The organism is Cupriavidus sp. DF5525 (genome assembly GCF_040149425.2).
Lineage (GTDB): Bacteria > Pseudomonadota > Gammaproteobacteria > Burkholderiales > Burkholderiaceae > Cupriavidus > Cupriavidus pickettii_A.
Genome location: NZ_CP168265.1, coordinates 4425459 through 4448582 on the forward strand (window position 1 = coordinate 4425459; position 23124 = coordinate 4448582).

Below are 23124 nucleotides of genomic sequence, written 5' to 3' on the forward strand. Positions count from 1 at the left end.
ATCGTGGCAGGGGTGGCGGGAATTATTTCGCCACCGGCATGGTGAACTCCGCGCCCTTGGCGATCGAATCCGGCCAGCGCTGCATCACGCTCTTGTAGCGCGTGTAGAAGCGCACGCCCTCTTCGCCGTAAGCATGGTGGTCGCCAAACAGCGAGCGCTTCCAGCCGCCGAACGAATGCCAGGCCATCGGCACCGGGATCGGCACGTTGATGCCGACCATGCCGATCTGGATCTGCCGCGCAAAGGCGCGCGCGATGCCGCCATCGCTGGTGTAGCAAGATACGCCGTTGCCGTACTCATGCGCATTGATCAGCTTCACCGCCTCGGCAAAGTCATGCACGCGCACCACCGACAGCACCGGGCCGAAGATCTCTTCCTTGTAGATCGTCATGTCCGGCTTGACGTTGTCGAACAGCGTGCCGCCGACATAGAAGCCGTTCTCGTGGCCGGGCACGGTATGGCCGCGGCCATCGGTCACCAGCGTCGCGCCCTCTTCCACGCCCTTGGCGATATAGCTCTCCACCTTCGCCTTGTGCGCAGCGGTCACCAGCGGACCCATTTCGGCGTCGGACTCCATGCCGTTGCGGATCTTCAGCGAGCTGGCGCGTTCGGCGAGTCGCGGCACGAGCTTGTCGGCCACGTCGCCAACCGCCACCGCCACCGAGATCGCCATGCAGCGCTCGCCGGCGGAGCCGTAGGCCGCGCCGATCAGCGCATCGACCGCCTGGTCGAGATCCGCATCGGGCATCACCACCAGGTGGTTCTTGGCACCGCCCAGCGCCTGCACGCGCTTGCCGTGCCTGGTGCCTTCCGTATAGATGTACTCCGCAATCGGCGTCGAACCGACGAACGACAGCGCCTGCACATCCGGATGCGCCAGCAGCGCATCGACCGCTTCCTTGTCGCCCTGCACCACGTTGAACACGCCATCGGGCAAGCCGGCCTGGCGCAGCAGGTCGGCAATCAGCAGGCTCGGCGACGGATCGCGTTCCGAAGGCTTCAGCACGAAGGTATTGCCACAGGCGATCGCCACCGGGAACATCCACATCGGCACCATCACCGGGAAGTTGAACGGCGTGATGCCGGCCACCACGCCCAGCGGCTGGCGCAGGTTCCAGTTGTCGATGCCGCCGCCGATGTTGTCGGTGAAGTCGGTCTTGAGCAGGTTGGGGATGCCGCAGGCGAACTCCACCACCTCGATGCCGCGCGTGACTTCACCCTTGGCATCCGAGAACACCTTGCCGTGTTCGCGCGTAATCAGCGCGGCCAGGTCGTCGTGGTGCCGGTCGAGCAGCTCCTTGAACTTGAACAGGATGCGCGCGCGGCGCAGCGGCGGGGTTTCCGACCACGCGGGGAATGCGCCTTTTGCCGCAGCCACGGCGTCGCCCACATCCTGCACCGTGGCCAGCGCCACGCGCGCGGCGACTTCGCCCGTCGCGGGATTATAGATATCGGCCAGACGCTGCGACGTACCGCGCGTCTGCCGGCCTGCGATGGCATGGCCGATGATGGTTTGCACCGCGCTGGCTTCTGCAAGGATGTCTTCCACTTCCACTCCTCAATGCTTGGATCTCTGATGGCATGTGGCCCGCCGATCTTTGCGTCCGTTGAAGACGCTGCTTCGTGCCGGGAGGTGGCCCCTGGCGACGCGGATAGCGCGCCGCACAAGGACTATAGGCCGTCGATGAGCGCAAGCTTGGTGTAGTTGCGCGGCCCCGTCCAATGATTTATCGTCAATCGCAATATAAGCCGCGCAAAATATTGCGCCGCACCACCTGCCGCCCCTGCCGCCCTCCAACACTCCCCTTGGACCTCCACCACCTTCGTGCCTTTGTCGCCGTCGCGCGCGAAGGCAACCTCACCCGCGCCGCCCAGCGGCTGCACCTGACGCAGCCGGCGGTCAGCCTGCAGCTCAAGGCACTGCAGTCGGCGTGGCGCATCAAGCTGTTCGAGCGCACCGCCGCGGGTCTGACGCTGACCGTCGACGGCGCCGCGCTGCTGCCGCTCGCCGAGCGCATTCTCGACGGCGTGGGCGACCTGCAGCACACCGTCAGCGCGATGCATCACACCGTGCGCGGCCGGCTGGCGATCGGCACCATCCTCGACCCGGAATTCACGCGGCTGGGGCCGATGCTGCGCACGCTGGTGGAGCGCCACCCGCAGATCGGCACCGAGCTGCGCCACGGCATGTCGGGCGGGGTGCTGCAACAGGTACGCAGCGGTGCGCTCGATGTCGGCTTCTATCTGGGCCAGCCGCCCGATGCGGGCTTCCATGCGCTGACGCTGACGCCGTTCTCCTATTACGTGCTGGCGCCCAAGGGCTGGAAGGAGCGCACCGCGCTGCGCTCCTGGGCGCAGCTGGCGACGCTGCCGTGGATCTGGACGCCCCCCGAATCCGCGCACCATCGGCTGCTGTCGGCGCGCTTCGCGCAGGCCGGGGTCGATGTGGCGACCGTGCCCAAGGTGGCGCATGTGGACCAGGAGGCGTCGATGCTGGACCTGGTGCGCTCGGGCGTGGGCTTGTCGCTGGTGCGCGACTCCATTGCGCTGCGCGAATCGCATGCGCACGGGCTGGTGATCGTCGAAGGGATGTCGGTGCCGACCGAGCTGACGCTGGTATGCCTGGCCACGCGCCGCGACGACCCGGTGGTCGCGGCGGTGTTCGGCGTGGCGGAATCGGTGTTCCGGACGTAGGCCCGCCTACTGCGGTGCCGGCTGCAGGTGCCGGCGCAGCCAGCCGGTCAGCACCGCGAAGACTTCGCCGCGCAGCGGCTGGGCCTCGTTGAAGATCTCGTGGTAGCCCTGCTCGAACCAGACTTCGTCGCGCAGGTCCGGTGGCGCGTGATCGAAGAAGGTGCGGCTGCCGGAAGGATCCACCACGCGGTCGGCGCCGCCGACCAGCATCAGCATCGGCGCCTCCAGTTGCGCGGCATCGGCCTGCGCCTGCGCCATGCCGCGGATAAAGCTCTCCAGCACGCTGGCGGTGATGGTGGTCTGCACCAGCGGATCGGTGCGATACGCGGCCACCACCGCGGGATCGTGCGACAAATGGCGCGCGTCGATCGGGTTGGGCACGCGCAGCCGCGGCGCCAGCGCCAGCAGCACGCGGTGCACGGTCAGCGTCGCAGGCGACAGCCGCAACGCCAGCGCGGGCGAAGACAGCACCAGCGCACGCACCGCCCGCACGCGCGCGGTGGCGAAACGCGCCGCGATCAGGCCGCCCATGCTGTGGCCGAGCAGGATCGGCAGCTCGTTCCAGCTGCGCAGCGCGGCGTCGTAAATTTCGGCGAGGTCGGCCAGGTAGGCGTCGGGATGCTCCGCCACCATGCGCGCGCCCCCGCTGGCGCCGTGGCCGCGCAGGTCATGCGCGCGCACGCGCAGGCCCAGGCCGCACAGCACATCGGCCACGTGCTGGTAGCGCCCCGCGTGTTCGGCAAGCCCGTGCACCAGCAGCACCGAACCGAGCGGCTCGGCAAAGCGCGCCGGGTCTGGCTGCCAGGTACGCAGCAGCAGCTCGGTGCCGTCGCGCATGCGCTGGCGGCTCTGCACCGGGGCGTGCGTGCCGGCGGCGATGCCGGCGGGCGCACCGGCCATGGCATCGGCGGCAGCGGGAGGGTCCGTCATCGGGTTGTCCGTCGTCATGGGCTTGTCCATTCGCGCAAATCTCCCGCTGCACGGAACGCGTGCACTGGCGTTGTTCTTGTTGCTTCTTCGCTTGCGCCACCCGGCCGGATCAGCCGTGGCAGGCGGCCCTGCCTGGCGCGTCCGGCGGTGCCGGATCGGCAATATCGGCCAGGATCGGGCAGTCCGGCCGCACGTCGCCGCTGCAGTGTTGCGCCAGCTCGCGCAGCGTGTCGCGCATCGCGGCCAGCTCGGCGATGCGCTGCTCCAGGTCGGCCACGTGGCGCAGCGTCAGCGCCTTGACGTCGGCGCTGGCGCGGCCGCGGTCGCGCCACAGCGACAGCAGGTTGCGGATCTCGTCGAGCGAAAATCCCAGATTACGGGCCCGCCGCACGAAGCGCAAGGTGTGCACCGCGCGTTCGTCATAGCGGCGGTAGCCGCCTTCGGTGCGCGGCGGCGTCTCCACCAGCCCGATCGATTCGTAGTGCCGGATCATCTTGGCCGACACGCCCGAGGCCTGCGCCGCTTCGCCGATATTCATCATTTCCCTCCCTGCGCCGTGGCAGCCCCGGCCTGCGGGCGCCAGCGGCGCAGCAGCAGCGCATTGCTGACCACGCTGACGCTGGAGAATGCCATCGCCGCACCCGCCACCACCGGGTTCAGCAGCCCGGCCGCCGCCAGCGGAATGCCTACCACGTTGTAGAAAAACGCCCAGAACAGGTTCTGCCGGATCTTGCGCACGGTGCGGTGCGAGACCGCCAGCGCATCCGCCACCAGCGCCGGATCGCCGCGCATCAGCGTGATGCCGGCCGCATGCATGGCCACGTCGGTGCCGGTGGACATGGCGATGCCCACGTCCGCCGCGGCCAGCGCCGGCGCATCGTTGATGCCGTCGCCCACCATCGCCACCACCGCGCCGCCCCGCCCCAGCGCCTGTATGCGCGCGGCCTTGTCCTCGGGCAGTACCTCGGCCTGCACCTCGTCCAGGCCGAGCGCCTGCGCCACGCGCGCCGCCGCGCCGGCGTTGTCGCCGGTCAGCATCACGGTACGCACGCCGGCGGCCCGCAGCCGTGCAATGGCTGCCGGTGCGCCGGGCTTGATGGCGTCGCCAAATGCAACCAGGCCGATGACGCGCGGCGGCGTGGTTTCGACCAGCCACGAGACGGTGCGGCCTTCTTCGCGCAACTTGTCAGCCACTGGCGCCAGCGTACCCGCTTCAGCACCCAGCGTTTCGCGCAGGCGTTCGCTGCCGAGCTGCAGCGCCTGGCCCGCCACCACGCCGGCGATGCCGCGCCCGGGCAGGGCCTGCACCTCGGTGGCCGGCGCCACGGCAATGCCGCGCGCCTGTGCCGCGGCCAGCACCGCGCGGGCCAGCGGGTGCTCGCTGCCGGCCTGCAGCGCGGCCAGGCGCGTCAGCAGCGCGCTGCCATCGCCATCTGCCGGGTCTGCCGCGTGCAGCGCCACCACGTCGGGCTTGCCCACCGTCAGCGTGCCGGTCTTGTCGAACGCCACGACGCTGACGCGGTGGGCAATCTCCAGCGCCTCGGCGTCCTTGATCAGAATGCCCGCGCGCGCGCCGGCGCCGGTACCGGCCATGATCGCGGTGGGCGTGGCCAGCCCCAGTGCGCACGGACAGGCAATCACCAGCACCGCCACCGCATTGAGCAGCGCCGCTTCCCAGTCGCCGGCAAAGAGTCCCCACCCCAGCACCGTCACCAGCGCGATGCCCAGCACCACCGGCACGAATACCGCGCTGACCTGGTCGACCATGCGCTGGATCGGCGCCTTGGCCGCCTGCGCGTGCTCGACCATGCGGATGATGCGCGCCAGCACGGTCTCGGCGCCCACCGCAACGGTGCGCGCGACCAGCAAGCCTTCGAAGTTGATGGCGCCGCCGGTGATGCGGTCGCCGGGCTTCTTCGGCACTGGCACGCTTTCCCCGGTCAGCATCGACTCGTCGGCGTGGCTGTTGCCTTCGATCACCTCGGCGTCGACCGGAATGCGTTCGCCGGGGCGCACCACAACCTCGTCGCCCACGCGCACCGACGCCAGCGGCACGCTCTGCTCCTGCCCGCCGCGGCGCACGCGCGCGGTATCCGGGCGCAGCGCGGCCAGCGCGCGGATGGCATCGGCGGTGTGGCGCTTGGCGCGCGTCTCCAGCCACTTGCCCAGGCGCACCAGCGTGATCACCACCGCGGCGCTCTCGAAGTACAGGTGTGGCATGGCATCGGCCGGCGTGCGCCACATCAGCCACAGCGACAGCCCGTAGGCCGCCGTGGTGCCGAGCGCCACGAGCAGGTCCATATTGCCCGCACCCGCGCGCACGGCCTTCCAGCCCGCCTTGTAGAAGCGCCAGCCGAATACGAACTGCACCGGCGTAGCCAGCAGCCACTGCACCCAGGCCGGCAGCATCCAGTGCACACCGAACCATTCCAGCACCATCGGCGCCACCAGCGGCAGCGACAGCGCCGCCGAGATCGCCACCGGCCACGGACCGTCCCGGAACGCAGTGGTGCGCGCGGCCTGCACTGCCTGCGGGGCCGCTTCTGTGACCGGCGTGGCACCGTAGCCGGCGCGCGCGACCGCGGCCGCCAGCGCCGCGGTGTCCGCCGCGCCGCGCAGCACGGTGACGCTGGCACGTTCGGTCGCCAGGTTGACCTGCGCGTCCATCACGCCGGGCACGGCGCGCAGCGCTTTCTCCACGCGCGCCACGCACGAGGCGCAGGTCATGTCGGCAATATCCAGTTCGATGGTGTCCTGCGGCACCGCATAGCCGGCATCGGCCACGGCGCGGGCGGCGGCGGGCAGCACCGCGCCGGAGTCGGCGCGCAGCGTAGCGGTTTCGGTCGCCAGGTTCACGGCCACGTCGTGCACGCCCGGCACGCGCGCCAGCGCGTTCTCCACGCGGCGCACGCACGAGGCGCAGGTCATGCCATCGACCGGCAGGCGCCACTCGGGCGCATCAGCCGCCGGGCGCACGGGCTGGGAAGGAAGGACAGCGCTGGAACTTGGCATGGTTCTGGATCATCGGCAGTGGCTATGACTGCATGATGGACCTTACCATCATAGGAAGGTAAAGGCCGGATGCCATGCCGCGGGCGCCATTTTCGTCCATAGCAGATTCCGCTTGCGCTTCCCACGATAGGAAGGTTCAAACTATGTCTGTCGCGGCGTCCTGCCGCCCTTCCATCTTCTTCAGGAGATTCCAGCCATGATCCAGTTCCAGGTCGAAGGCATGTCGTGCAGCCACTGCATCGGCGCCATCACGCGCGCGGTGCAGGCAGTCGACCCGGCCGCGAAGGTGAGCGCCGACGTACCCACGCAGGCGGTGCGCGTGGAAAGCGGCGCCGATACGCTGGCCCTGCGCCAGGCCATCGAGGAAGCCGGCTACCCGGTCAAGTCCTTGGCGTAAACCGCAAGCGTTGCCGAAGCAAAAAGGGCGCCCGGGCGCCCTTATGCTTTGTCCGTGTGTCGCGCTCAGAAGCGGTAGCCCACATTCAGGAAGGTCACCACCGGATCGATCTTGATCTTGGTGTGCGACACGATCGTTACCGGGCCCGCCTGCGTGGTGAAGGTGGCGCGGGTCGACAGCGGCAGGTACGACACCGACAGGCCGACGAACCAGTTGTCGTCGATGGCGTAGTTGGCGCCGATATTGAACACCGGGTTCCACGACGGCTTGGCGCTGGCGGTCATGTTGGCGCCGGGCAGGAACTCGTGATTCACGAAGTTCTGGTTGGTGATGGTCTCGTCGGTGAACCAGGTGTAGTTCACGCCGATGCCGACGTAGGGACGGAATTTGGTCTTGGCGTCGAAAAAGTGGTACTTGACCAGCAGCGCCGGGCTCCACTGCTTGACCGAACCCAGCTTGCCATACTGGGCGTAGTTGCCGGTGCCCTTGACGTCATGCTTGGGCGGAATGCCGGCGACGATTTCGCCCGAGATGTTGTCGGTGAAGTAGTGCGTAAAGGCCAGGCCCACGGTGTCGGCGGATTCGATATCGGCGCCGGTGTTGGGGCGGGTCATGCCGACCGGGCGGCCGTTGATGCTGTCAACGGTCAGCGGATCGGCCGAGCTGTTCGGCATCACGCGGAACCAGCCCATGCTGACGATATTGCTGCCGGCGGACTGTGCTTGGGCGGCGCCAGCCAGGGCCATGACAGCGCCAGCCACCAGCATCTTCTTATTGGTCGATTTCATAGTCCTCTTACTCCTCATTCGGTTACTGCGGCATGCATTATCCGACTTGCGGGAGCAGAACTGTTTCACCAACGATACAGAATCGTAGAGGCCGAGCCCTAAAGAAAGGGTTAACCACTAAGTAAACACCCGAAAACCGGCGCGAAGGCCAGTGCTGCGCTGCATCGACGCAACGGCTTGTATCGCACGCCGGAAAAAACCCCTCATGTCGATGAGGTTTTATGGGGCAAGCATGCGATCGACCGCCTGCCCCATCGCAATGCACTCAGGGCGTCACGATGCCGAAGTTCGGCTCGAACTTGTCCATCAGCGCCACCCACGCACCCAGCGCCTGCGGGTCGCCGTCCACGCGTGCGCGGCCGGCCTGGGTCTCGCGCACCTGCGCGCCGCGGATGGTGTACAGGTTGTGGGTGGCGTCCTCGGCGGCGCACAGCGCTTTCCACTGCGGCAGGTACAGCAGCATCTCGGCCGGGGCTTCGGTGCCGGGCGCCATCAGGAACTCGATCTGCACACCGTCGATGGTGCGGGTCTCCGTCGCGGTGAGCGGATCAATCAGGATCAGCCCGGTCTCGCCCTCGATGATCGTCATGTTGGAGATGTCGAAGCCGCGTACCTGGTAGATGCGGTCCGTCACCTGAAACCGCGAGTTCGGCCAGGAGCTCGCCCTGGACCGGCATGCCGGCAAGACGCCGGCGCAGCGGCTGGAAAACATATTCGACGAGGTGGCGGCGTACTTCGCCGCGAATCCGGAAGCCAAGGGCGTGGTGCTCGCGCAGCTGTTCTCGGGCAGCGTGCGCCAGGAAATCCGGCGCAGCTGGGACGCGCACGTGCAAGCGCTGGCCGAGGCGCTGTCAGAGCCACCCCTTTCAAGGTGACGAAAATTGGGGCACCCTCCGTGTTCTCGAACAGAAACCGGAGTCAATGGCGTGGTACTGGACGCAGTGGTGGAACGCTTTATCGAACACAGCCCGATCAGCGTGATGGCGCGCCTGGGGTTGCAACGCGCCCTTGATCCGGCCTGGATCGACGAGTTGTTCGAGCAAGAGCGTGAAACGCAGTACACGCGGGAGTTATTGTTCTCGACGACGGTGGAAATCATGTCGCTGGTCGCCGTGGGGCTGCGCCCGTCGGTGCATGCGGCAGCCAAGGCCAGTCCGGCGCTGCCGGTTTCCATCACCGCGCTGTACGACAAGCTCAGCCGGACCGAGCCGGGGCTGGTTCGTGCCCTGGTGCAAGGCAGTGCGCAGCGATTGGGGCCGGTCGTGCAACCGATGTTGCGCAAGCAGCCGCCATCGGTGAATGGCTATCGCCTGCGCATCGTGGATGGCAGCCATTTGCCGGCGAGCGAAAAGCGCCTGAAACCATTGCGGGGGTTTCGGGGTGCGGCCTTGCCAGGGCAGTCATTGGTGGTCTATGACCCGGACACGGCGATGATCGTCGATCTGGTGCCCTGTGAAGATGCGCATGCCCAGGAGCGGGCCATCATGGAAACCCTGCTCGCATCGGCCCAGCCGGCCGAACTGTGGATCGCCGATCGCAACTTCAGCACCCGGGCGATTCTTGCCGGGTGGCAGCGTCGCGGCAGCGCCTTCATCGTGCGGGAGCACGGCCGCAATCCGAGCCCCAGCGAGCTGGAGCCATTACGCGAAATGGGCCGGGTCGAAACCGGCATCGTGTACGAGCAAGCGGTCAGCATCCCAGATGAATCGAACGCGCCGCTGGTGCTGCGGCGCATCGAGCTGCATCTGGATGGCGCCACCGAGGATGGTGACACCGTCATCCGCCTGCTGACCAATGTCCCGGCCGCCCATCTGACGGCCGAGGCAGTCGCCCGGCTATACCGGCGACGCTGGAGCATAGAGAATCTGTTTCAGCGACTGGAATCGGTGCTCAACAGTGAGATTCGTTCGTTGAGCCAACCGCGCGCGGCGCTGCTGGCCTTCGGCGTGGCGGCGCTCGCGTATAACGTACTGAGCGTGATTGCGACTGCGGTGAGAATCCGGCATGAGCTGGATACCAGCGACATCGAGCTCTCACCGTATTACCTCGCCAGCGAAATCCGGGCAACTTATGCCGGCATGATGATCGCGGTGCCGCCCGAGGTGTGGCAGGCCTATGACCTCCTCACCCCAGCTCAGCTCGGTCGCGAGTTGATCAAGATGGCGACGCACGTTGATCCCCGCGCGATGCGCAAACATACGCGGGGACCGAAAGCGCCGAAGAAGAAAGGCTATGTGGCCGGATGCGTAGCACGGCGGCATGTTTCTACCGCCCGTGTCATCAAGGCTGGACGTGTCGTCTAATCACCTTGAAAGGGGTGGCTGTCAGAGCCCGGCCAGCCAATGTCCGCGGACATGGCGCGACTGATGGTGGCGACCATCCACGGCTGCTACTGCCACTGGTACGCCAGCGACCGCAGCGAACCGATGGCCAGCTTCCTGGCGCCGGCGAGCGAGCTGTTCAACGGCTGGCTGCGCGGCCGCGAGCCACACGAGGCTGAAGGCAAGGCCGGCACCACGCGCCGGCGCTCATCAATCTAGTGGTTCAGGCGGCGCCAGCCCGGCTGGCCAGCACGCAGGCCGCCAGGTCCCACAGCGCATAACCCACGCTCTTGAACACCAGCGGGCTGCCGGCGCGGGCGCGGATCGCATCGGCCTGCAGGATCGCGGTCTCGAACGGCTGCACCGTGGCCCAGTCGATGCCAGCCTGCAGCAGGTCCCCCGCCTCGTCTTCGATGCCGAACAGCGTATCGGCCAGCAGCCGGCCGTTGTCCGCGGCGGCATGGCACAGTGCCGGCGGCAGTTCGCACATATCGGGCCGGAAGGCGCCGACCGCGGCGACGAAGTGATGGTCGCGCCAGAGGCCGCTGTCGAGATCCGGCAGCACCGGCGTGCGGCTGGACGTGACCGTCACCACCATCGACACGCGCGCGAGCACCGCCGCGACCGCATCGGTCACCTCGGCTTCGACACCCAGCGTGCGCGCGTGCGCCGCCAGCGCCTCCACCTTGTCGCGCGTGCGCGAATGCAGCCACACCTTGCGCACGCCCAGCCCCGCCACGAAGGCCTCCAGGTGCGTCAGCGCCTGCACGCCGGCGCCGACGATCAGCAACTCGCCCTCCGGCCGTGCCGCAAAGCGCTGCGCCGCCAGCAGCGAGACCGCCGCGGTGCGCCGGCCCGTCACGGTGGGACCGTCGAGCATGGCAACGCGTTCGCCGGTGTGCGCATCGGCCACCACCACTTCGCCGAGGATATTGGGCAGCCCACGCTGCGGGTTGCCGGGATGGACGGTGATGTTCTTGGTCATCACCAGGTCGCGGTTGCGCGCCGGCATCACCAGCAGCGTGCCCTCGCCGCGCTCGGCATCGCCTACCGGCAGTGCGATGCGCGGCGGCGCCATGGCGGTGCCGTCGCGTAGTTCGGCCAGCATATCGGAGATGGCCTGCGCCAGTTCGGGATATGGCAGGCGCGCCGCGGTGCTGGCGGCATCGAGGGGGACCAGGGACATGCGCTCACTCCGGCAAGACGTTGGCGAAGCGCCATTATTGCGCAGCCCCGCCCCCTCAGCGCGCCAGCAGGCTCATCACTTGCGCGGCGTAGCGCGTACCCGCCGCTGCGCCGGCCGGGAACACCGCGGCGATCCCGGCCAGGTCCCGCGCATCGAGCCGCACCGCGAGCGCGCCCAGATTGTCTTCCAGGTTGGCCACGCGGCGCGTACCCGGGATCGGCACTACCTGCGGCCCGCGCGCCAGCACCCAGGCCAGCGCCAGCTGTGCCGGCGTGCAACCCTTGTCGGCCGCCAGTGCGCGCACCTTGTCGACCAGCGCCAGGTTGTGCGCGAAGTTCTCGCCCATGAAGCGCGGATTGGTACGGCGGAAATCGTCCTCGGCGAAATCTTCCGGGCTGCGGATGGCGCCGGTCAGGAAGCCGCGCCCCAGCGGGCTGTACGGCACGAAGCCGATGCCCAGGCGCTCGCAGGTGGCGAGGATGCCGTCCTCGTCGACATCGCGGCTCCACAGCGAGTATTCGCTTTGCAACGCGGTAATCGGGTGGACCTTGTGTGCGCGCTCGATAGTCGCAGCGCTCGCTTCCGACAGCCCCAGCCAGCGCACCTTGCCGGCCTTTACCAGCTCGGCCATCGCGCCCACGGTTTCCTCGATCGGCACTTCCGGGTCGACGCGGTGCTGGTAGTACAGGTCGATATGGTCCGTGCCCAGCCGCTTCAGGCTGGCCTCGCAGCTGGCGCGCACATACTCGGGGCGGCCGTTGACGCCGCGCGCGATCGGGTTGGCGGGGTCGCGCACGATGCCGAACTTGGTCGCCAGGACCACCTGTTCGCGCCTGCCGGCAATGGCGCGGCCCACCAGTTGCTCGTTGGTGTGCGGGCCGTAGATATCGGCGGTGTCGAGCAGATTGATGCCGCGCTCGAGCGCGTGGTGGATGGTGCGGATCGATTCGGCATCGTCACGCGCGCCGTAGAAGTCGCTCATGCCCATGCAGCCGAGGCCGAGGGGGAAAACCTTGGGGCCGGTATTGCCGAGCTGGCGATGTTGGACGGATATGGCGCTTGCGGTCATCGAGAGGCTCCTGTTGGCCGGCAGCCTGCCGGCGTGTACGTCGGATGCAGGCAAGTATGGCCACTCGACCCGCGCGGAAACAGCGTGGTACGCTGCATGCATCATGAAGCCAGACTTCACAATCGACGCCGATTCACTGCCCGCCATGGCCGCATTCACCCGCGTGGCGCGGCTGGGCAGTTTCACCGCCGCCGCAACCGAGCTGGCGGTGAGCCCGTCCGCGATCTCGCAGACCATCCGCCAGCTGGAAGCGCGGCTGGGCGTGCGGCTGCTGCAGCGGACGACCCGCAGCGTGGGGCTGACAGAAGCCGGCGCCGCGCTGCTGGCACGCGTCGAGCCCGCGCTGGCCGAGATCGGCGCCGCCACCGACGATATCCGCCAGCAGCGCGACATGCCCGCCGGCACGCTGCGCCTGACCACGCCGACCACCGCCGGCGCGCTGGTGCTGCGTCCGCTGCTGGCCGAATTCATGCGCGCCTGCCCCGGCATTACCGTCGACGTCGTCACGGACGACCGCTTTGCCGACCTGATCGCCGAAGGCTTCGACGCCGGCCTGCGCCTGGGCGAAGCGCTGCAGCGGGATATGGTGGCCATCCCCGTCACCGGCCCGCTGCGCATGGTGGTGGCTGCCGCACCCGCCTACCTGTCGCGCCACGGCACGCCGCGCCATCCGCGCGAGCTGCACGCGCACGCCTGCCTGCAGTACCGCTTCGGTCCGCACGGCAGCGTCTACCGCTGGGAGTTCGTGGAGGACGGCCGCACCTTTACCGTCGATACGCGCGCCGCGCTGATCGCCAACGACAAGACGCTGCTGCACCAGGCGGCGCTCGATGGCATGGGGCTGATCTACGAGTTCCCGGTCCATATCCAGGCCGCGCTCGACAGCGGCCGGCTGGTCACCGTGCTCGATGCCTGGCTGCCGCCGTTCGACGGCTTCTACCTGTACTACCCGGGCCGCGTGCTGATGCCGCCCAAGCTGCGGGTGTTCGTCGACTTCCTGAAAGCGCGCGCGCCGGTTTCAGCGCTTTGAGGCAGTGGCCGGCGCGCGCACCGATGCGCCGCGCACTTCGATGCCTATACGGTCCACCACCTTGCCCGCGGCATCGAGCAGTTCCACCTGGTGCCGCCCCGGCCACGGGAGCCAAGCCACCTCGCCGCCGCGGCCCAGCGGCTTACCGTCCATGCGCCAGCTGACCGCGCGCGCGGCCTGCCCCGCCACGCCCTCGGCCTGGAACCACACGCGCTGCGACGCGGGCGGCATGTCGGGATCGAGGGCGAACACGGTGCCGTCGGCCGGGTTGGCGATCACCGGTGCGCTCGGGCGCGCGGCGGGGGCGCCGACGCTGACGCGCGTGATCGCGGTGCCGGTCAGGAAGACTTCTTCGCGCGCGGGTTCGAGGCCATCGGCAAAAGTCAGCGCCGCGCGCTCCACGCCCGCGGGCGCCGCGGGCGCGCGGCTGCCTTGCGCGCGGTGCAGCGCTTCCATGACGTCATGCCACACCGGCGCCGCGCCCGACACGCCCGAGACATCGTGCATGCTGGCACCGCTGGCATTGCCGACCCACACGCCCACCGTATAGCGCTGCGACCAGCCGATGCACCAGTTGTCGCGCATGTCCTTGCTGGTGCCGGTCTTGACCGCGGTCCAGAAGCGCGTGGTCAACGGGCTGTCGAGGCCGAAGGTGCGCGCACGCGCGTGGCGATCGGACAGGATATCGGCGATCACGTAGCTCGCGGCCGGCTGCATCACCGGTATCATCGCCGGCGCGGCCATGCCTTGCCTGAGCCGCGGCGGCGCGTAGCGCCCGCCGTTGGCCAGCGCGCGATAGGCATTGGTCAGCGCCAGCAGCGATACATCGGCGCTGCCCAGCGCCAGGCTGTAGCCGTAGTAGTCGCCCGCCTCGGTCAGCGGCAGCCCGAGCGCCACCAGCCGCTTGTGGAAGCGGTGCGGGGTCACCATCACCAGTGTGCGCACCGCCGGCACGTTCAGCGACGCGGCCAGCGCCGCGCGCGTGCTGACCCAGCCGGCGTAGCGGTGGTCGTAGTTCTGCGGCACGTAGAGCCCGCCGCCAACCGGCAGGTTGACGGGCCGGTCGTCCAGCAGCGATGCCGCGGTGATCCGCTTCTCTTCCAGCGCCTGTTCGTACAGGAACGGCTTGAGCGTCGAGCCCGCCTGCCGCAGCGCGGCAGCATGGTCCACCTGCGCCGCAGCCGACAGCGCGCCAGACGAGCCCACGTAGGCCAGCACATCGCCGCTGGCGTTGTCGATCACCACCACCGCGCCGTCTTCGACATTGCGCCCGGTCAGTTCGCGCAGGTGCCGGTCGAGGCTGGCCATGGCCGCGCGCTGCAGGCGGGCGTCGAGCGTGGAGGCGATGCGCGCGGGCATCGGCGCACCGGGCGCCAGTTGCGCCCGCGTTTCGCCGACCAGCCGGCGCGACAGGTGCGGCGCAAACTGTGGCGATGCCGAGGTCGCCATCGCTGCCGCCGCGCGCTGTGCCACCGGGCCGGTACGCAGCAGCGCGAGCTGCGCGAAGCCTTCCAGCCCGTCGCACTCGCGCGGCACCCGCATCTCGCGCAGGATGCCGCAGGCGCGGCTCGCCACCTGCGCCGCCTTCGCATTGGGCGCGCGCACCAGCGCCACTGCCAGCGCCGACTCGCGCGCGTTGAGCCCTTCCGGATACTTGCCGAACAGCACCTGTGACATCGCCGACAAGCCCACCAGCTCGCCGCGGAACGGCACCAGGTTCAGGTAGGCCTCCAGGATCTGGTCCTTGCTCCAGCTACGCTCCAGCGCGGCTGCGCCCGCGGCCTGTCCCAGCTTCTGCGTGAAGCTGCGCCCCTGCCCCGCCGCGCCGGGCCGGCGCAGGTCGTCGTCGAGCAGCCCCGCCAGCTGCATGGTCAGCGTCGAGGCGCCGCGCGTGCGCGTGTTCCACAGGTTGGCCCACGCGGCGGCGGCCACGCCCTGCCAGTCCACGCCGCTATGCGCATAGAAGCGCCGGTCCTCCGACAGCACGATGGCAGTGCGCAATGCCGGTGAGGTATCCGCCAGCGCGACCCAGTCGCCGCGGCGCGCGCGGAAATCGTCGCGCACGCGGCCCACGGTATCGCCGTGGCGGTCCAGCACCACCACGTCGGCACTGCGCCAGTCGGTGCGGACCTGTTCGAAGGAAGGCAAGGCCTCAGCCGGCGCGGACCAGGCCACTACCGCGATCAGCAAGGCGCGACGGCAATGTGGCCTCATGCCTGCGCGCGTCCCGACACGATGCCCGCTACCAGCAACAGCTGCGCGGCGGCGTAGGTCCACCAGATGCTGAGGTGGAAGTTATCGAACGGCAACAGGAAGCGCGCGATGCCGATCATCAGGTCCGATGCGGCAAAGCACAGCGCGCCCAGAGCCGCCAGTGGCGTAGGCAGCCGCGCCACCAGCGCGCTGCACACCATCGCCGTGAGCACGATCACGTACACCACCACAGGCAGCATCAGCGCGCCCAGGTTGGGCCAGAAGCGGCCGAGCATGGTGCCGGCCACGCCCATGATGGCGCCGCACGCGATCAGCCGGTGCGCACGGTAGTCACCCGCACGCGGCACCAGCACGCACATGTAGGCCAGGTGCGCGAGCAGGAAGGCACCCAGGCCACCGACACACGAGACCGACAGCGACGGCACCGCCAGCAGGAAGTCGCCCTGCGCCGAGAACACCAGCGCCGCCACCATCCAGTTCCGCTCGGCCACGGGCCGGTGGAACCACGCAGCGCGCGCCAGCAGCAGCGCCATCGCGCTTTTCCATATCGGCTGCATGGCGATCTGCCCGGTCAGCGGCGCGCCTTCGGGCAGTTCCATCGCCACCTGCACCAGCAGCGCGCCGTAGACCACGCCGGCGACCGCCCCCGCGAGCCACCACTCGCGCACGCGTGCCGGCATCCTCAGCGCCTGCCAGCTCATGGACGCGCCCCCACCACCAGCCGCGCGTTCGGCGCCACGCCGAACACGTCGGGGGCATACAGCGCTTCGACGCGCGTGGGCGGCAGCGCGAAGTCGCCGGCGTTGTTGAGCCGCACGGTGTATTCGACCGAGGCCGTGCCCTTGGGCAGATAAGCGAAGTACTCGCGATAGGCCTGCGGCGTGCGTTCGGTATAGGCCGGCCAGGCCATGCCCTTGCGCTTCTCGCCGCGCGTGGCAATCTGGGAATCCCGCCCCAGGCCGCTGCCAAGGATGGTCGCGCCGGCCGGCACCGGATCGCTGACCACCACCCAGGTCATCTCGGCCTGCGCATCGATCTCCAGCTTGACGCGGTACACATCGCCGCGCGACCACTTGCCCGCCACCGCCTGTTCCTGCGGCGTCACTGTGCGCTTGATGCGGTAGCCGGCGGCCAGCGGCGCGGTCACCGGCACTGCGGCCTGCGCGCGCACCGTAGTCCAGGGATGGCCGGCACCGGCGTGGTCGACCTGCAGCGTGCCACCGTCAGCGCCACCCGGCCAGGGCAGGTCGACGCCGCCCTGCGCCACGCCATCGGTACGCTGCGCGCGCGCCCAGTCGAAGCTGCGCGTGGCATCGGCGGCATTGCTGACGCTCACGCGCGTGCTGCCCGCCACCGGCGTCTTCTCGAACACCTGCGCGAAGCGCGTCACCGCCAGCATGCCCCACGCGTTGGCTGTGGTGGTACCCCAGGCGCCGCGCACTTGCCGGCCCAGCAGCCCGGTCGCAAGTTGCGGTGCGTCGTCCTTCCAGCCCGGCAGTTCGGCAGCCAGCGCCAGCAGGCGCGCGGCGTTGGTGTCGCCGCCGGCCATCATCCACCACCAGTCGTCATTGCGCTCGGTAGAGAAGGCCAGCCGCGTGCCCTGCACCGTCAGGCGCGAGCGCAGCAGTTGCTGGGTTTCGGCCAGCCGTTGCTCGCGCTGCGGGATGTCCTGCATGCGCGTCAGCAGCAGGGTCCAGTCGAGCAGCGCGGACGTGGGCCACTGTGCCGGCAGGATCTGGATCGAGCCGAGCATGCGTGCCTGCGCATGGCCGGTGCGCGACAGCGCCTCGAGCGCCGCCAGCTTGCGCACTTCCAGGTACTGCGTGCCGCCAACCGGGGCCCAGCTGTCGCGGCGGATGCGGCCTTCGACAAAGTCCGTCAGCCCGCGCTCCATCTGCGCGCGCTGCGCGTCGGGGATGCGCAGCAGCAGGCCGGCGCGCGCGGCTTCGTCGGTCACCGACAGCAGGTAGGCGGTCAGCACTTCGCTGCCGAAGTCGCCATCGGCATTGAGCGGGAAGTACGAGGCCAGCCCGTTGGCATCGAGGTAGGACGGCAGTTGCGTCATCAGTGCATCCCACGCGGCCGTGTCGTTCAGGCCAATGGCCTTCGATGCGCGCTGCTCCAGGCAGGTGAACGGGTAGTTGCGGAACCAGTCGCGCACGCCCGGCATGCCGCCCGCCAGCGACGACTGGAAGTTCACCTGCAACCCGCCGCGCAGCTTGCCGGAGGGATCGCTCAGCGCGCCCGGCGGTGCCTTGACTGGCACCGACAGCGACGGCGCCACCTGAGCCAGCGTGGCCTGCTGCACCGTCACCGGTACGGCGGGCACGATCTGCTGCGACACCTTGATGCGGTCGGCTGCGCCGCCCGTGCCCTGCTCGCTCGCCTGCACTTCCCACTGCACCGTGCCGCTGCGCGAATACGCCAGCAGCGCCGGCGCGGTCACGTCCCAGCCGATCTCGCGCGCCTCGCCGGCGGGGATCTGCACGGTCTGCGCGGGCAGCGCGGCCTCATTGCCGACCAGCGTGCCGCGCGCGCTCGCCTGCACCGTCATCGCGCGCTTGGTGGTATTGCGCAGCGTGAACATGGCGCGATAGCGGTCATCCTCGCGCACCAGCAGCGGCAGGCCGGAAATCACCTGCAGGTCCTGGGTCGCGGCGATGGTCGCGCTGCCGGTGCCGAAACGGCCCACGCCCAGGTCGGCCACGGCGACGATGCGGAAGCTGGTCAGCGAATCGTTGAGCGGCACGTCCAGGCTGGCACGGCCCTCGGCATCGAGCTGCACGCGCGGGTTCCACAGCAGCAGCGTGTCGAACAGCTCGCGCGTCGGGCTCTTGCCACCGCCGCCGCCCGCAGGCACCGCCTTACGGCCGTAGTGACGCCGGCCGATGATCTCCATCTGCGCGGTAGAGGTCTCCACGCCGTAGCCGCGCCGCTGCAGCATCGCGTCGAGCAGATCCCAGCTGGTGTTGGGCATCAGCTCCAGCAGCGCCTGGTCCACCGCGGCCAGCGCCACCTCGCCGTTGGCGGCGGGCTTGCCGTCGGGCAACTTGACCTGGATCGCCACGCGCGCCTTGCCGCGCACCTGGTATGTCGTCTTGTCCGGCGTGACGGTGACGTCGAGCCGGTGGCCGGCATTGCCAACGCGAATCTCGGCCAGCCCCAGCCGGAAGGCCGGCTTGGACAGGTCCACCAGCGCCGTCGGCGCGGCGTAGTCGCGGCCTTCGCTGCGGAACGCGCGCCACCACTCGCCCGGCTGGCGCCAACCCCAGGTGAAGAAGGAATACCAGGGCACTTCATGCAGGCGCCCGCGCAGGGCCAGCACCGACACGTAGACGTTGGGGCCCCATTCCGGCTTCACCTGCACGCGCACGGTGGGATCGCTGCCGTGCAGCTCGACCACCTGGGTCTGGTAGATGCCTTCGCGCTCCACCGCCACCAGCGCGATGGCGTGGCGGAACGGCATGCGCACCTGGAACACCGCGGTGTCGCCCGGGGCGTAGGACTTCTTCTCGGGCAGCAGGTCGATGCGGTCATGGTTCTCGCCGCCGAACCACAGCTCGCCCTGGCGCGTGACCCAGACCGTCGACGCGGCCTGCGCGGTGCGACCGTCCTTGTCGCGCGCGCTCGCCACCAGTTCCACCTGGCCGGCCTGGTCCAGCGCCACTTCGCAGCGCGCGCGGCCCTGCGCGTCGGTGCGCGTCTCGCAGACGGTGCCAAGGTCGCGCGTCTCCCTGCGGTTGTCATAGCGGTAGAAGCCGCCCACCACGCGCTTGCGCGCCGAGGTGGTGATGCGCGCCCGCGCGCTGACCTTGACCGGCGCGTCCGCCACCGGCTTGCCGTTGACGTCCAGCACCACGCCATGCACGGCCAGCTTCTGCTTGATCGAGACCCAGCCTTCGGTGCGGATGCCGGCCACCACCGCCGCCGGCCATACCGGCACGGTCTGGCGCAGCGTCTGGATCTCGCCGTTGGGATCGGCAAAGCCGGCTTCGAGCACCAGGTCGCGCGGCGCTTCGGTCTTGGGCAGTTCGCGCAGCGTCACGCTGCCATTGCCGTTCTTGTCGAGCGTGACCGGCAGCTTGTCGGCGACCAGCTTCTGGCTGTCGGCATTGCTCTGCTCATCCTGGTCCATCTCCTCGTCGCCCCTGGTGCTTTCGCGCTCCGCGCGCGGCGGGTTGAACGAGAACTCGTCATAGCCGGGGAAGCTGACGTACTTGTCGCGCAGCAGCGCGGACACGCGCACTGGCAGGCCGGCGGCGCCACCGCCGGAGAGATAGTGGATCTCGACGCCGACCGGCAGTTCGGCGGGCGCGATCACGGCGCCCGGCTTGCCGGCAACCTGCAGCGTGCCGGCAAGCACCGGCAAGCGGAAAGCCTCGACGCGGAAACTGCCGCTGGTGTAGCTGCGCGCGCCGCCATCGTCCTGCGCGCCTTCGCCTTTCTGCGTTTCCAGCTCGACGGTGTAGACACCGAGCTTCGCCGCCGGCGGCACCTGGAACGTGCTTTCCGCGCTGCGCCCGCCGGTCGCGGTCTGGCGCCATTGCAGCGGCAGCTCGTAGGTCTGGCCGCTGCCTTCATGGCGGATGACTGCGCGCATGGGCAGCGGCCGGCTGGCCGGCGGCAGCGCAAAACCCTGCAAGGTTTCGGCGCGGATCAGGTGCTTCATCGATACGGTTTCGCCGGCGCGCAGCAGCGTGCGGTCGAAGATGGTGTGCGCGCGCACCGTGGGCGCCGTGCTGGTATCGGTCGGCACATGGAAGCGCCAGCTCTCGATGCCTCGGTTCCAGTCCGACATCACGAAGGCCATGTCGGCCTTGCCGCGCGACTGCGGATGCCCGGCGGCGATGCGCGCCGAGACGAAATAGCCCGACAGGCCGTTCTGGTCGCAACTGGCCTCAGGCGCGGCGCCGAGCTTGCCAAAACGCACCACGCCGCTGGCATCGGTACGCCCCTCGCCCAGCAGGCGCCCGTTGCAATCGCGCACTGCCACGGCGGCATCGGCCACCGGCTTGCCGTCATCCAGCGTGGTCACCCACGCCAGTCCGCTGCGGCTGCCGTCGTCCTCGTTGCCGGTGCTGCGCCCCAGCTTGAAATGCACACCAAGGTTGGTCACCAGCGCCGCGGTGCGCACGTACATCGGCGCGCGCTTGCCGAGCAGCGCCTCGCCCAGCATCGGCGAAGCGATCTCGACCACATGGAAACCAGGTTCCGGCAGCGGGATGCCGACCACCTCGAACGGCCGCGGCGCATCGCCCGAGGGCTTGGGCACGGCCAGCTTCTGCACGCCGGGGGCGTGCTCGAGCAGCGTCACCGAGCGCGTCTCGATCGCCACGGCGTTGCGCGGATTGTTGACCCGGTATGGCGAGCGGCCCGCCAGCACGGCATCGAGCTCCGCGCGGGTATAGCTGCTCTCGTGCATGCGGCGCACCAGGCCGAACCAGTGCATCACCGCCGCATCGTCATCCAGCTTCAGCTTCATCACGGTGCCGGCCTGCGCCTGCACGCCGCGCACCGCGAGATCGGCCTCGACATTGCGCAGCGTCACCGGCAGCAGCGGCGGATAGTCCGCCGGGGATTTGCCGCGCGGCAGCTCGCCAAAGCGCTCGACCACGCCAAACGGCGCCGCGGCGAACTTGGCCAGCGGCGGCATCGCCGCGGTGGTGACCTTGAGCGGGAACAGGTCGGCATTGGCCAGCGTGCGGCCGCTGTCGTCCTTCAGGTCTTTGGGCACATCGATGGTGAACTGGGCCTTTTCCGCGAACGGCGCGGCAAAGGTCAGCACATTGAGGCTGGCATCCGGCGCCAGGTCGGGGTCGAACTTCGGCGCGCGCGGACCCGCGGAGCCCTTCAGCACCACGCGCTCGGCCTGCTTGCGCGATACCGGCGAGGAGAAGGTGACCGACATCGGTCGCAGCGGCGTGCAGGGCGACTGCGCGTGCTCGCGCTCGCAGCTGAAGCTGGCGGTAAAGGGCTCGCGCACGGTGTAATCGAAGCGGCGCTCGTCGCGCGTGGCGACACCGGACGGGGTGGCAATGCCCGCGCCCAGCACCAACTGCACGCGCGCCGCGGCCGGCAGGCGCTGCTGGCAGGCGAGCAGGTGCACGGCATCCGGCGCCTGTTTGGCAATGCGTTCCCAGTAGATGGCCTTGAGCACTGCCTCGCGCTCGTGGCCGGACAGCAGCCGCACGGGGATGCGTTCGCCCAACCCCTGCGCCTGGCACCAGGCATGTTCGCGCACCGAGGCCGGCGTGGCCACGCCGTTGAAGCGCAGCGCGAAGACCTGGTCTTCCTCGATCTCGCCGCCCGAGGGACGGCTGGCGATGACGGTGGGGCCGCCGGTCTCGAAGCGGTATTCCGGCTTGCCGGCGTAGGCGGTGCCGGCCGCGCTGCGCAGGTCGGCGCGCATGCGCACGCTGCAGCGCACGCCGGGCGGCAGGTCGCTGGTGAAATCGTAGACCCAGTTTTTCGCATCGACCCAGCGGGCCTGCCCGCCGGTGCTGGCGCCGGTGCAGGAAACCGTCGCGGGCGCTGCGGCCTGGACATCGCCCATCGGCACCATCGCCTCGTCGAAGCGGATCGCCACCTGCCTGACCTGCCCGACCGTGCCTTCCGGCGAGAAGCGGGTCACCTGTGCCGCCTGGGCGCCGGCGCCCGCCAGCGATGCGAAAGCGCCCGCCAGGGCCAGTGCAGCGGCGGCGCGCCGTGCGTGCGGTTGCTGCGGCGCCTTGCCAAGGCCCCGATCTGCTCGGGCAACGATTCCCTTCATCCTGCCAGCCTCCGGTTATGGCACCCGGCGAGGGTGACACGCACGCCACAGGAGTGCAAGACCGGTACGCAATCCTGCAACGGGCCGCGGGAAAAGATTCAGCGCAGGTGGGACAGCGGCAGCGCGCCCTCGCACTTGATCGCGGTCAGCACGATATTCGAACGCACGCTTTCGACACCGGGCACTCGCATCAGCCGCTTCATGGTGAATTCGGCCAGCGTGGGCAGGTCGGCCACGACCACGCGGATCAGGTAGTCGGCCTCGCCCGCCACCGAGTAGCACTCCTGCACTTCTTCCAGCAGCAGGATCTCTTCGCGGAAGCGCTCGATGATGGTGTCGCCGTGGTGAGCCAGCTTGACGCTGATAAAGACCAGCACGCCCAGGCCCAGCGCTTGCGACGACAGGCTGACCCGGTAGCCGGTGATTACGCCGTCGGCCTCCAGCCGCGCCAGGCGGCGGCCGACCTGGCTGGGCGACAGGTGTACGCGCTCGGCCAGTTGCTGATGGGTGGAGCGCCCGTCGGCCTGCAGCGCGGCCAAAAGGGCCAGGTCGAAGGGGTCGAGGGAGACGTTCTGGGCAGTCATACACAAATCCCGCATTCTGTGATCGCACGATGCACATTATATGCACGCATACCCAGAAACAAGCGGATTATGCGGCCAGTTTGCGCGTGTCGATGTCTAAACTACGCAGTAAATCCGCATTCTTGCTGCC

At 69.2% G+C, this 23124-nt stretch carries 17 protein-coding genes and 1 pseudogene; 6 read left to right on the top strand and 12 right to left on the bottom strand.

Annotation, left to right across the window (positions count from 1 at the left end; translation table 11 throughout):
• Nucleotides 1-22: 22 nt before the first annotated feature.
• Nucleotides 23-1519 (bottom strand): CoA-acylating methylmalonate-semialdehyde dehydrogenase, encoded by a 1497-nt coding sequence (locus tag ABNX08_RS20725; protein ID WP_349605723.1) that lies wholly within the window; start codon nt 1517-1519, stop codon nt 23-25.
• Nucleotides 1520-1806: 287 nt separating this feature from the next.
• Here ABNX08_RS20725 and ABNX08_RS20730 point away from each other — a divergent pair, with 287 nt between their 5' ends.
• Nucleotides 1807-2694, top strand: a complete 888-nt coding sequence (locus tag ABNX08_RS20730) for a LysR family transcriptional regulator (RefSeq protein ID WP_022537025.1) — start codon at nt 1807-1809, stop codon at nt 2692-2694.
• Nucleotides 2695-2700: 6 nt separating this feature from the next.
• On the opposite strand, the gene ABNX08_RS20735 is transcribed toward ABNX08_RS20730, so the two are convergent.
• From ABNX08_RS20735 to ABNX08_RS20745, 3 genes are all read right to left on the bottom strand, one after another.
• Nucleotides 2701-3594 (bottom strand): alpha/beta hydrolase, encoded by an 894-nt coding sequence (locus ABNX08_RS20735; protein WP_051369928.1) that lies wholly within the window; start codon nt 3592-3594, stop codon nt 2701-2703.
• A 139-nt stretch (nt 3595-3733) separates the two neighbouring features.
• The gene (cueR, locus tag ABNX08_RS20740; RefSeq protein WP_022537027.1) at nt 3734-4162 is read right to left on the bottom strand and encodes a Cu(I)-responsive transcriptional regulator; all 429 of its coding nucleotides are present in this window, start codon (nt 4160-4162) and stop codon (nt 3734-3736) included.
• A complete protein-coding gene (locus ABNX08_RS20745) occupies nt 4162-6636 on the bottom strand; it encodes a heavy metal translocating P-type ATPase (RefSeq protein ID WP_022537028.1) in 2475 nt (824 codons plus the stop codon). The genes cueR and ABNX08_RS20745 overlap by 1 nt, the downstream gene beginning before the upstream one ends.
• 196 nt (nt 6637-6832) lie before the next feature.
• On the opposite strand from ABNX08_RS20745, the gene ABNX08_RS20750 reads away from it, so the two are divergent.
• Nucleotides 6833-7033: a heavy-metal-associated domain-containing protein gene (locus ABNX08_RS20750; protein WP_022537029.1), complete on the top strand. Its 201-nt coding sequence runs from the start codon at nt 6833-6835 to the stop codon at nt 7031-7033.
• Nucleotides 7034-7098: 65 nt separating this feature from the next.
• Here ABNX08_RS20750 and ABNX08_RS20755 read toward each other — a convergent pair whose 3' ends face one another.
• Nucleotides 7099-7821, bottom strand: a complete 723-nt coding sequence (locus ABNX08_RS20755) for an OmpW family protein (RefSeq protein ID WP_022537030.1) — start codon at nt 7819-7821, stop codon at nt 7099-7101.
• Between the two features lie 319 nt (nt 7822-8140).
• Nucleotides 8141-8470, bottom strand: a pseudogene (locus ABNX08_RS20760) (hypothetical protein); the annotation flags it as partial.
• Between the two features lie 73 nt (nt 8471-8543).
• Between ABNX08_RS20760 and ABNX08_RS20765 the strand changes: the two are divergent.
• The 3 genes from ABNX08_RS20765 to ABNX08_RS20775 all read left to right on the top strand — a co-directional run bounded on the left by ABNX08_RS20765 (nt 8544) and on the right by ABNX08_RS20775 (nt 10361).
• A complete protein-coding gene (locus tag ABNX08_RS20765) occupies nt 8544-8696 on the top strand; it encodes a hypothetical protein (RefSeq protein WP_349605724.1) in 153 nt (50 codons plus the stop codon).
• Between the two features lie 105 nt (nt 8697-8801).
• A complete protein-coding gene (locus ABNX08_RS20770; RefSeq protein WP_374063686.1) occupies nt 8802-10124 on the top strand; it encodes an IS4 family transposase in 1323 nt (440 codons plus the stop codon).
• A 39-nt stretch (nt 10125-10163) separates the two neighbouring features.
• A complete protein-coding gene (locus tag ABNX08_RS20775; protein ID WP_349608334.1) occupies nt 10164-10361 on the top strand; it encodes a hypothetical protein in 198 nt (65 codons plus the stop codon).
• Nucleotides 10362-10365: 4 nt separating this feature from the next.
• Here ABNX08_RS20775 and ABNX08_RS20780 read toward each other — a convergent pair whose 3' ends face one another.
• Nucleotides 10366-11328 carry a delta(1)-pyrroline-2-carboxylate reductase family protein gene (locus tag ABNX08_RS20780; protein ID WP_349608336.1) on the bottom strand — a complete coding sequence of 321 codons (963 nt, stop codon included), beginning with the start codon at nt 11326-11328 and terminating at the stop codon, nt 10366-10368.
• Nucleotides 11329-11383: 55 nt separating this feature from the next.
• Nucleotides 11384-12397 (bottom strand): aldo/keto reductase, encoded by a 1014-nt coding sequence (locus ABNX08_RS20785; RefSeq protein WP_349608338.1) that lies wholly within the window; start codon nt 12395-12397, stop codon nt 11384-11386.
• Between the two features lie 103 nt (nt 12398-12500).
• Here ABNX08_RS20785 and ABNX08_RS20790 point away from each other — a divergent pair, with 103 nt between their 5' ends.
• Nucleotides 12501-13427, top strand: a complete 927-nt coding sequence (locus ABNX08_RS20790; RefSeq protein WP_349608340.1) for a LysR family transcriptional regulator — start codon at nt 12501-12503, stop codon at nt 13425-13427.
• Here ABNX08_RS20790 and pbpC read toward each other — a convergent pair.
• The 4 genes from pbpC to ABNX08_RS20810 form a co-directional block, all read right to left on the bottom strand.
• Nucleotides 13416-15641 carry a penicillin-binding protein 1C gene (gene pbpC, locus ABNX08_RS20795; protein WP_349608342.1) on the bottom strand — a complete coding sequence of 742 codons (2226 nt, stop codon included), beginning with the start codon at nt 15639-15641 and terminating at the stop codon, nt 13416-13418. The genes ABNX08_RS20790 and pbpC overlap by 12 nt on opposite strands.
• Nucleotides 15638-16342, bottom strand: coding sequence for a lysoplasmalogenase (locus ABNX08_RS20800; RefSeq protein WP_349608344.1), 705 nt, complete (start codon nt 16340-16342; stop codon nt 15638-15640). Before ABNX08_RS20800 ends, pbpC begins: the two co-directional genes overlap by 4 nt.
• Nucleotides 16339-22410 carry an MG2 domain-containing protein gene (locus ABNX08_RS20805; protein WP_349608346.1) on the bottom strand — a complete coding sequence of 2024 codons (6072 nt, stop codon included), beginning with the start codon at nt 22408-22410 and terminating at the stop codon, nt 16339-16341. The genes ABNX08_RS20800 and ABNX08_RS20805 overlap by 4 nt, the downstream gene beginning before the upstream one ends.
• Nucleotides 22411-22508: 98 nt before the next feature.
• On the bottom strand, nt 22509-22994 hold the full coding sequence (locus ABNX08_RS20810; RefSeq protein ID WP_022537039.1) for an Lrp/AsnC family transcriptional regulator: 486 nt from the start codon (nt 22992-22994) through the stop codon (nt 22509-22511).
• Between the last annotated feature and the right edge of the window lie 130 nt (nt 22995-23124).

Bases quoted from the DNA above. Each gene is read 5' to 3' on its own strand.
- ABNX08_RS20750 (WP_022537029.1), top strand. From the start codon at position 6,833: ATGATCCAGTTCCAGGTCGAAGGCATGTCGTGCAGCCACTGCATCGGC.
- ABNX08_RS20735 (WP_051369928.1), bottom strand. From the start codon at position 3,594: ATGGCCGGTGCGCCCGCCGGCATCGCCGCCGGCACGCACGCCCCGGTG.
- ABNX08_RS20770 (WP_374063686.1), top strand. From the start codon at position 8,802: ATGGCGCGCCTGGGGTTGCAACGCGCCCTTGATCCGGCCTGGATCGAC.
- ABNX08_RS20780 (WP_349608336.1), bottom strand. From the start codon at position 11,328: ATGTCCCTGGTCCCCCTCGATGCCGCCAGCACCGCGGCGCGCCTGCCA.
- ABNX08_RS20810 (WP_022537039.1), bottom strand. From the start codon at position 22,994: ATGACTGCCCAGAACGTCTCCCTCGACCCCTTCGACCTGGCCCTTTTG.
- ABNX08_RS20755 (WP_022537030.1), bottom strand. From the start codon at position 7,821: ATGAAATCGACCAATAAGAAGATGCTGGTGGCTGGCGCTGTCATGGCC.
- pbpC (WP_349608342.1), bottom strand. From the start codon at position 15,641: ATGAGGCCACATTGCCGTCGCGCCTTGCTGATCGCGGTAGTGGCCTGG.
- cueR (WP_022537027.1), bottom strand. From the start codon at position 4,162: ATGAATATCGGCGAAGCGGCGCAGGCCTCGGGCGTGTCGGCCAAGATG.
- ABNX08_RS20775 (WP_349608334.1), top strand. From the start codon at position 10,164: ATGTCCGCGGACATGGCGCGACTGATGGTGGCGACCATCCACGGCTGC.
- ABNX08_RS20800 (WP_349608344.1), bottom strand. From the start codon at position 16,342: ATGAGCTGGCAGGCGCTGAGGATGCCGGCACGCGTGCGCGAGTGGTGG.
- ABNX08_RS20805 (WP_349608346.1), bottom strand. From the start codon at position 22,410: ATGAAGGGAATCGTTGCCCGAGCAGATCGGGGCCTTGGCAAGGCGCCG.
- ABNX08_RS20785 (WP_349608338.1), bottom strand. From the start codon at position 12,397: ATGACCGCAAGCGCCATATCCGTCCAACATCGCCAGCTCGGCAATACC.
- ABNX08_RS20790 (WP_349608340.1), top strand. From the start codon at position 12,501: ATGAAGCCAGACTTCACAATCGACGCCGATTCACTGCCCGCCATGGCC.
- ABNX08_RS20745 (WP_022537028.1), bottom strand. From the start codon at position 6,636: ATGCCAAGTTCCAGCGCTGTCCTTCCTTCCCAGCCCGTGCGCCCGGCG.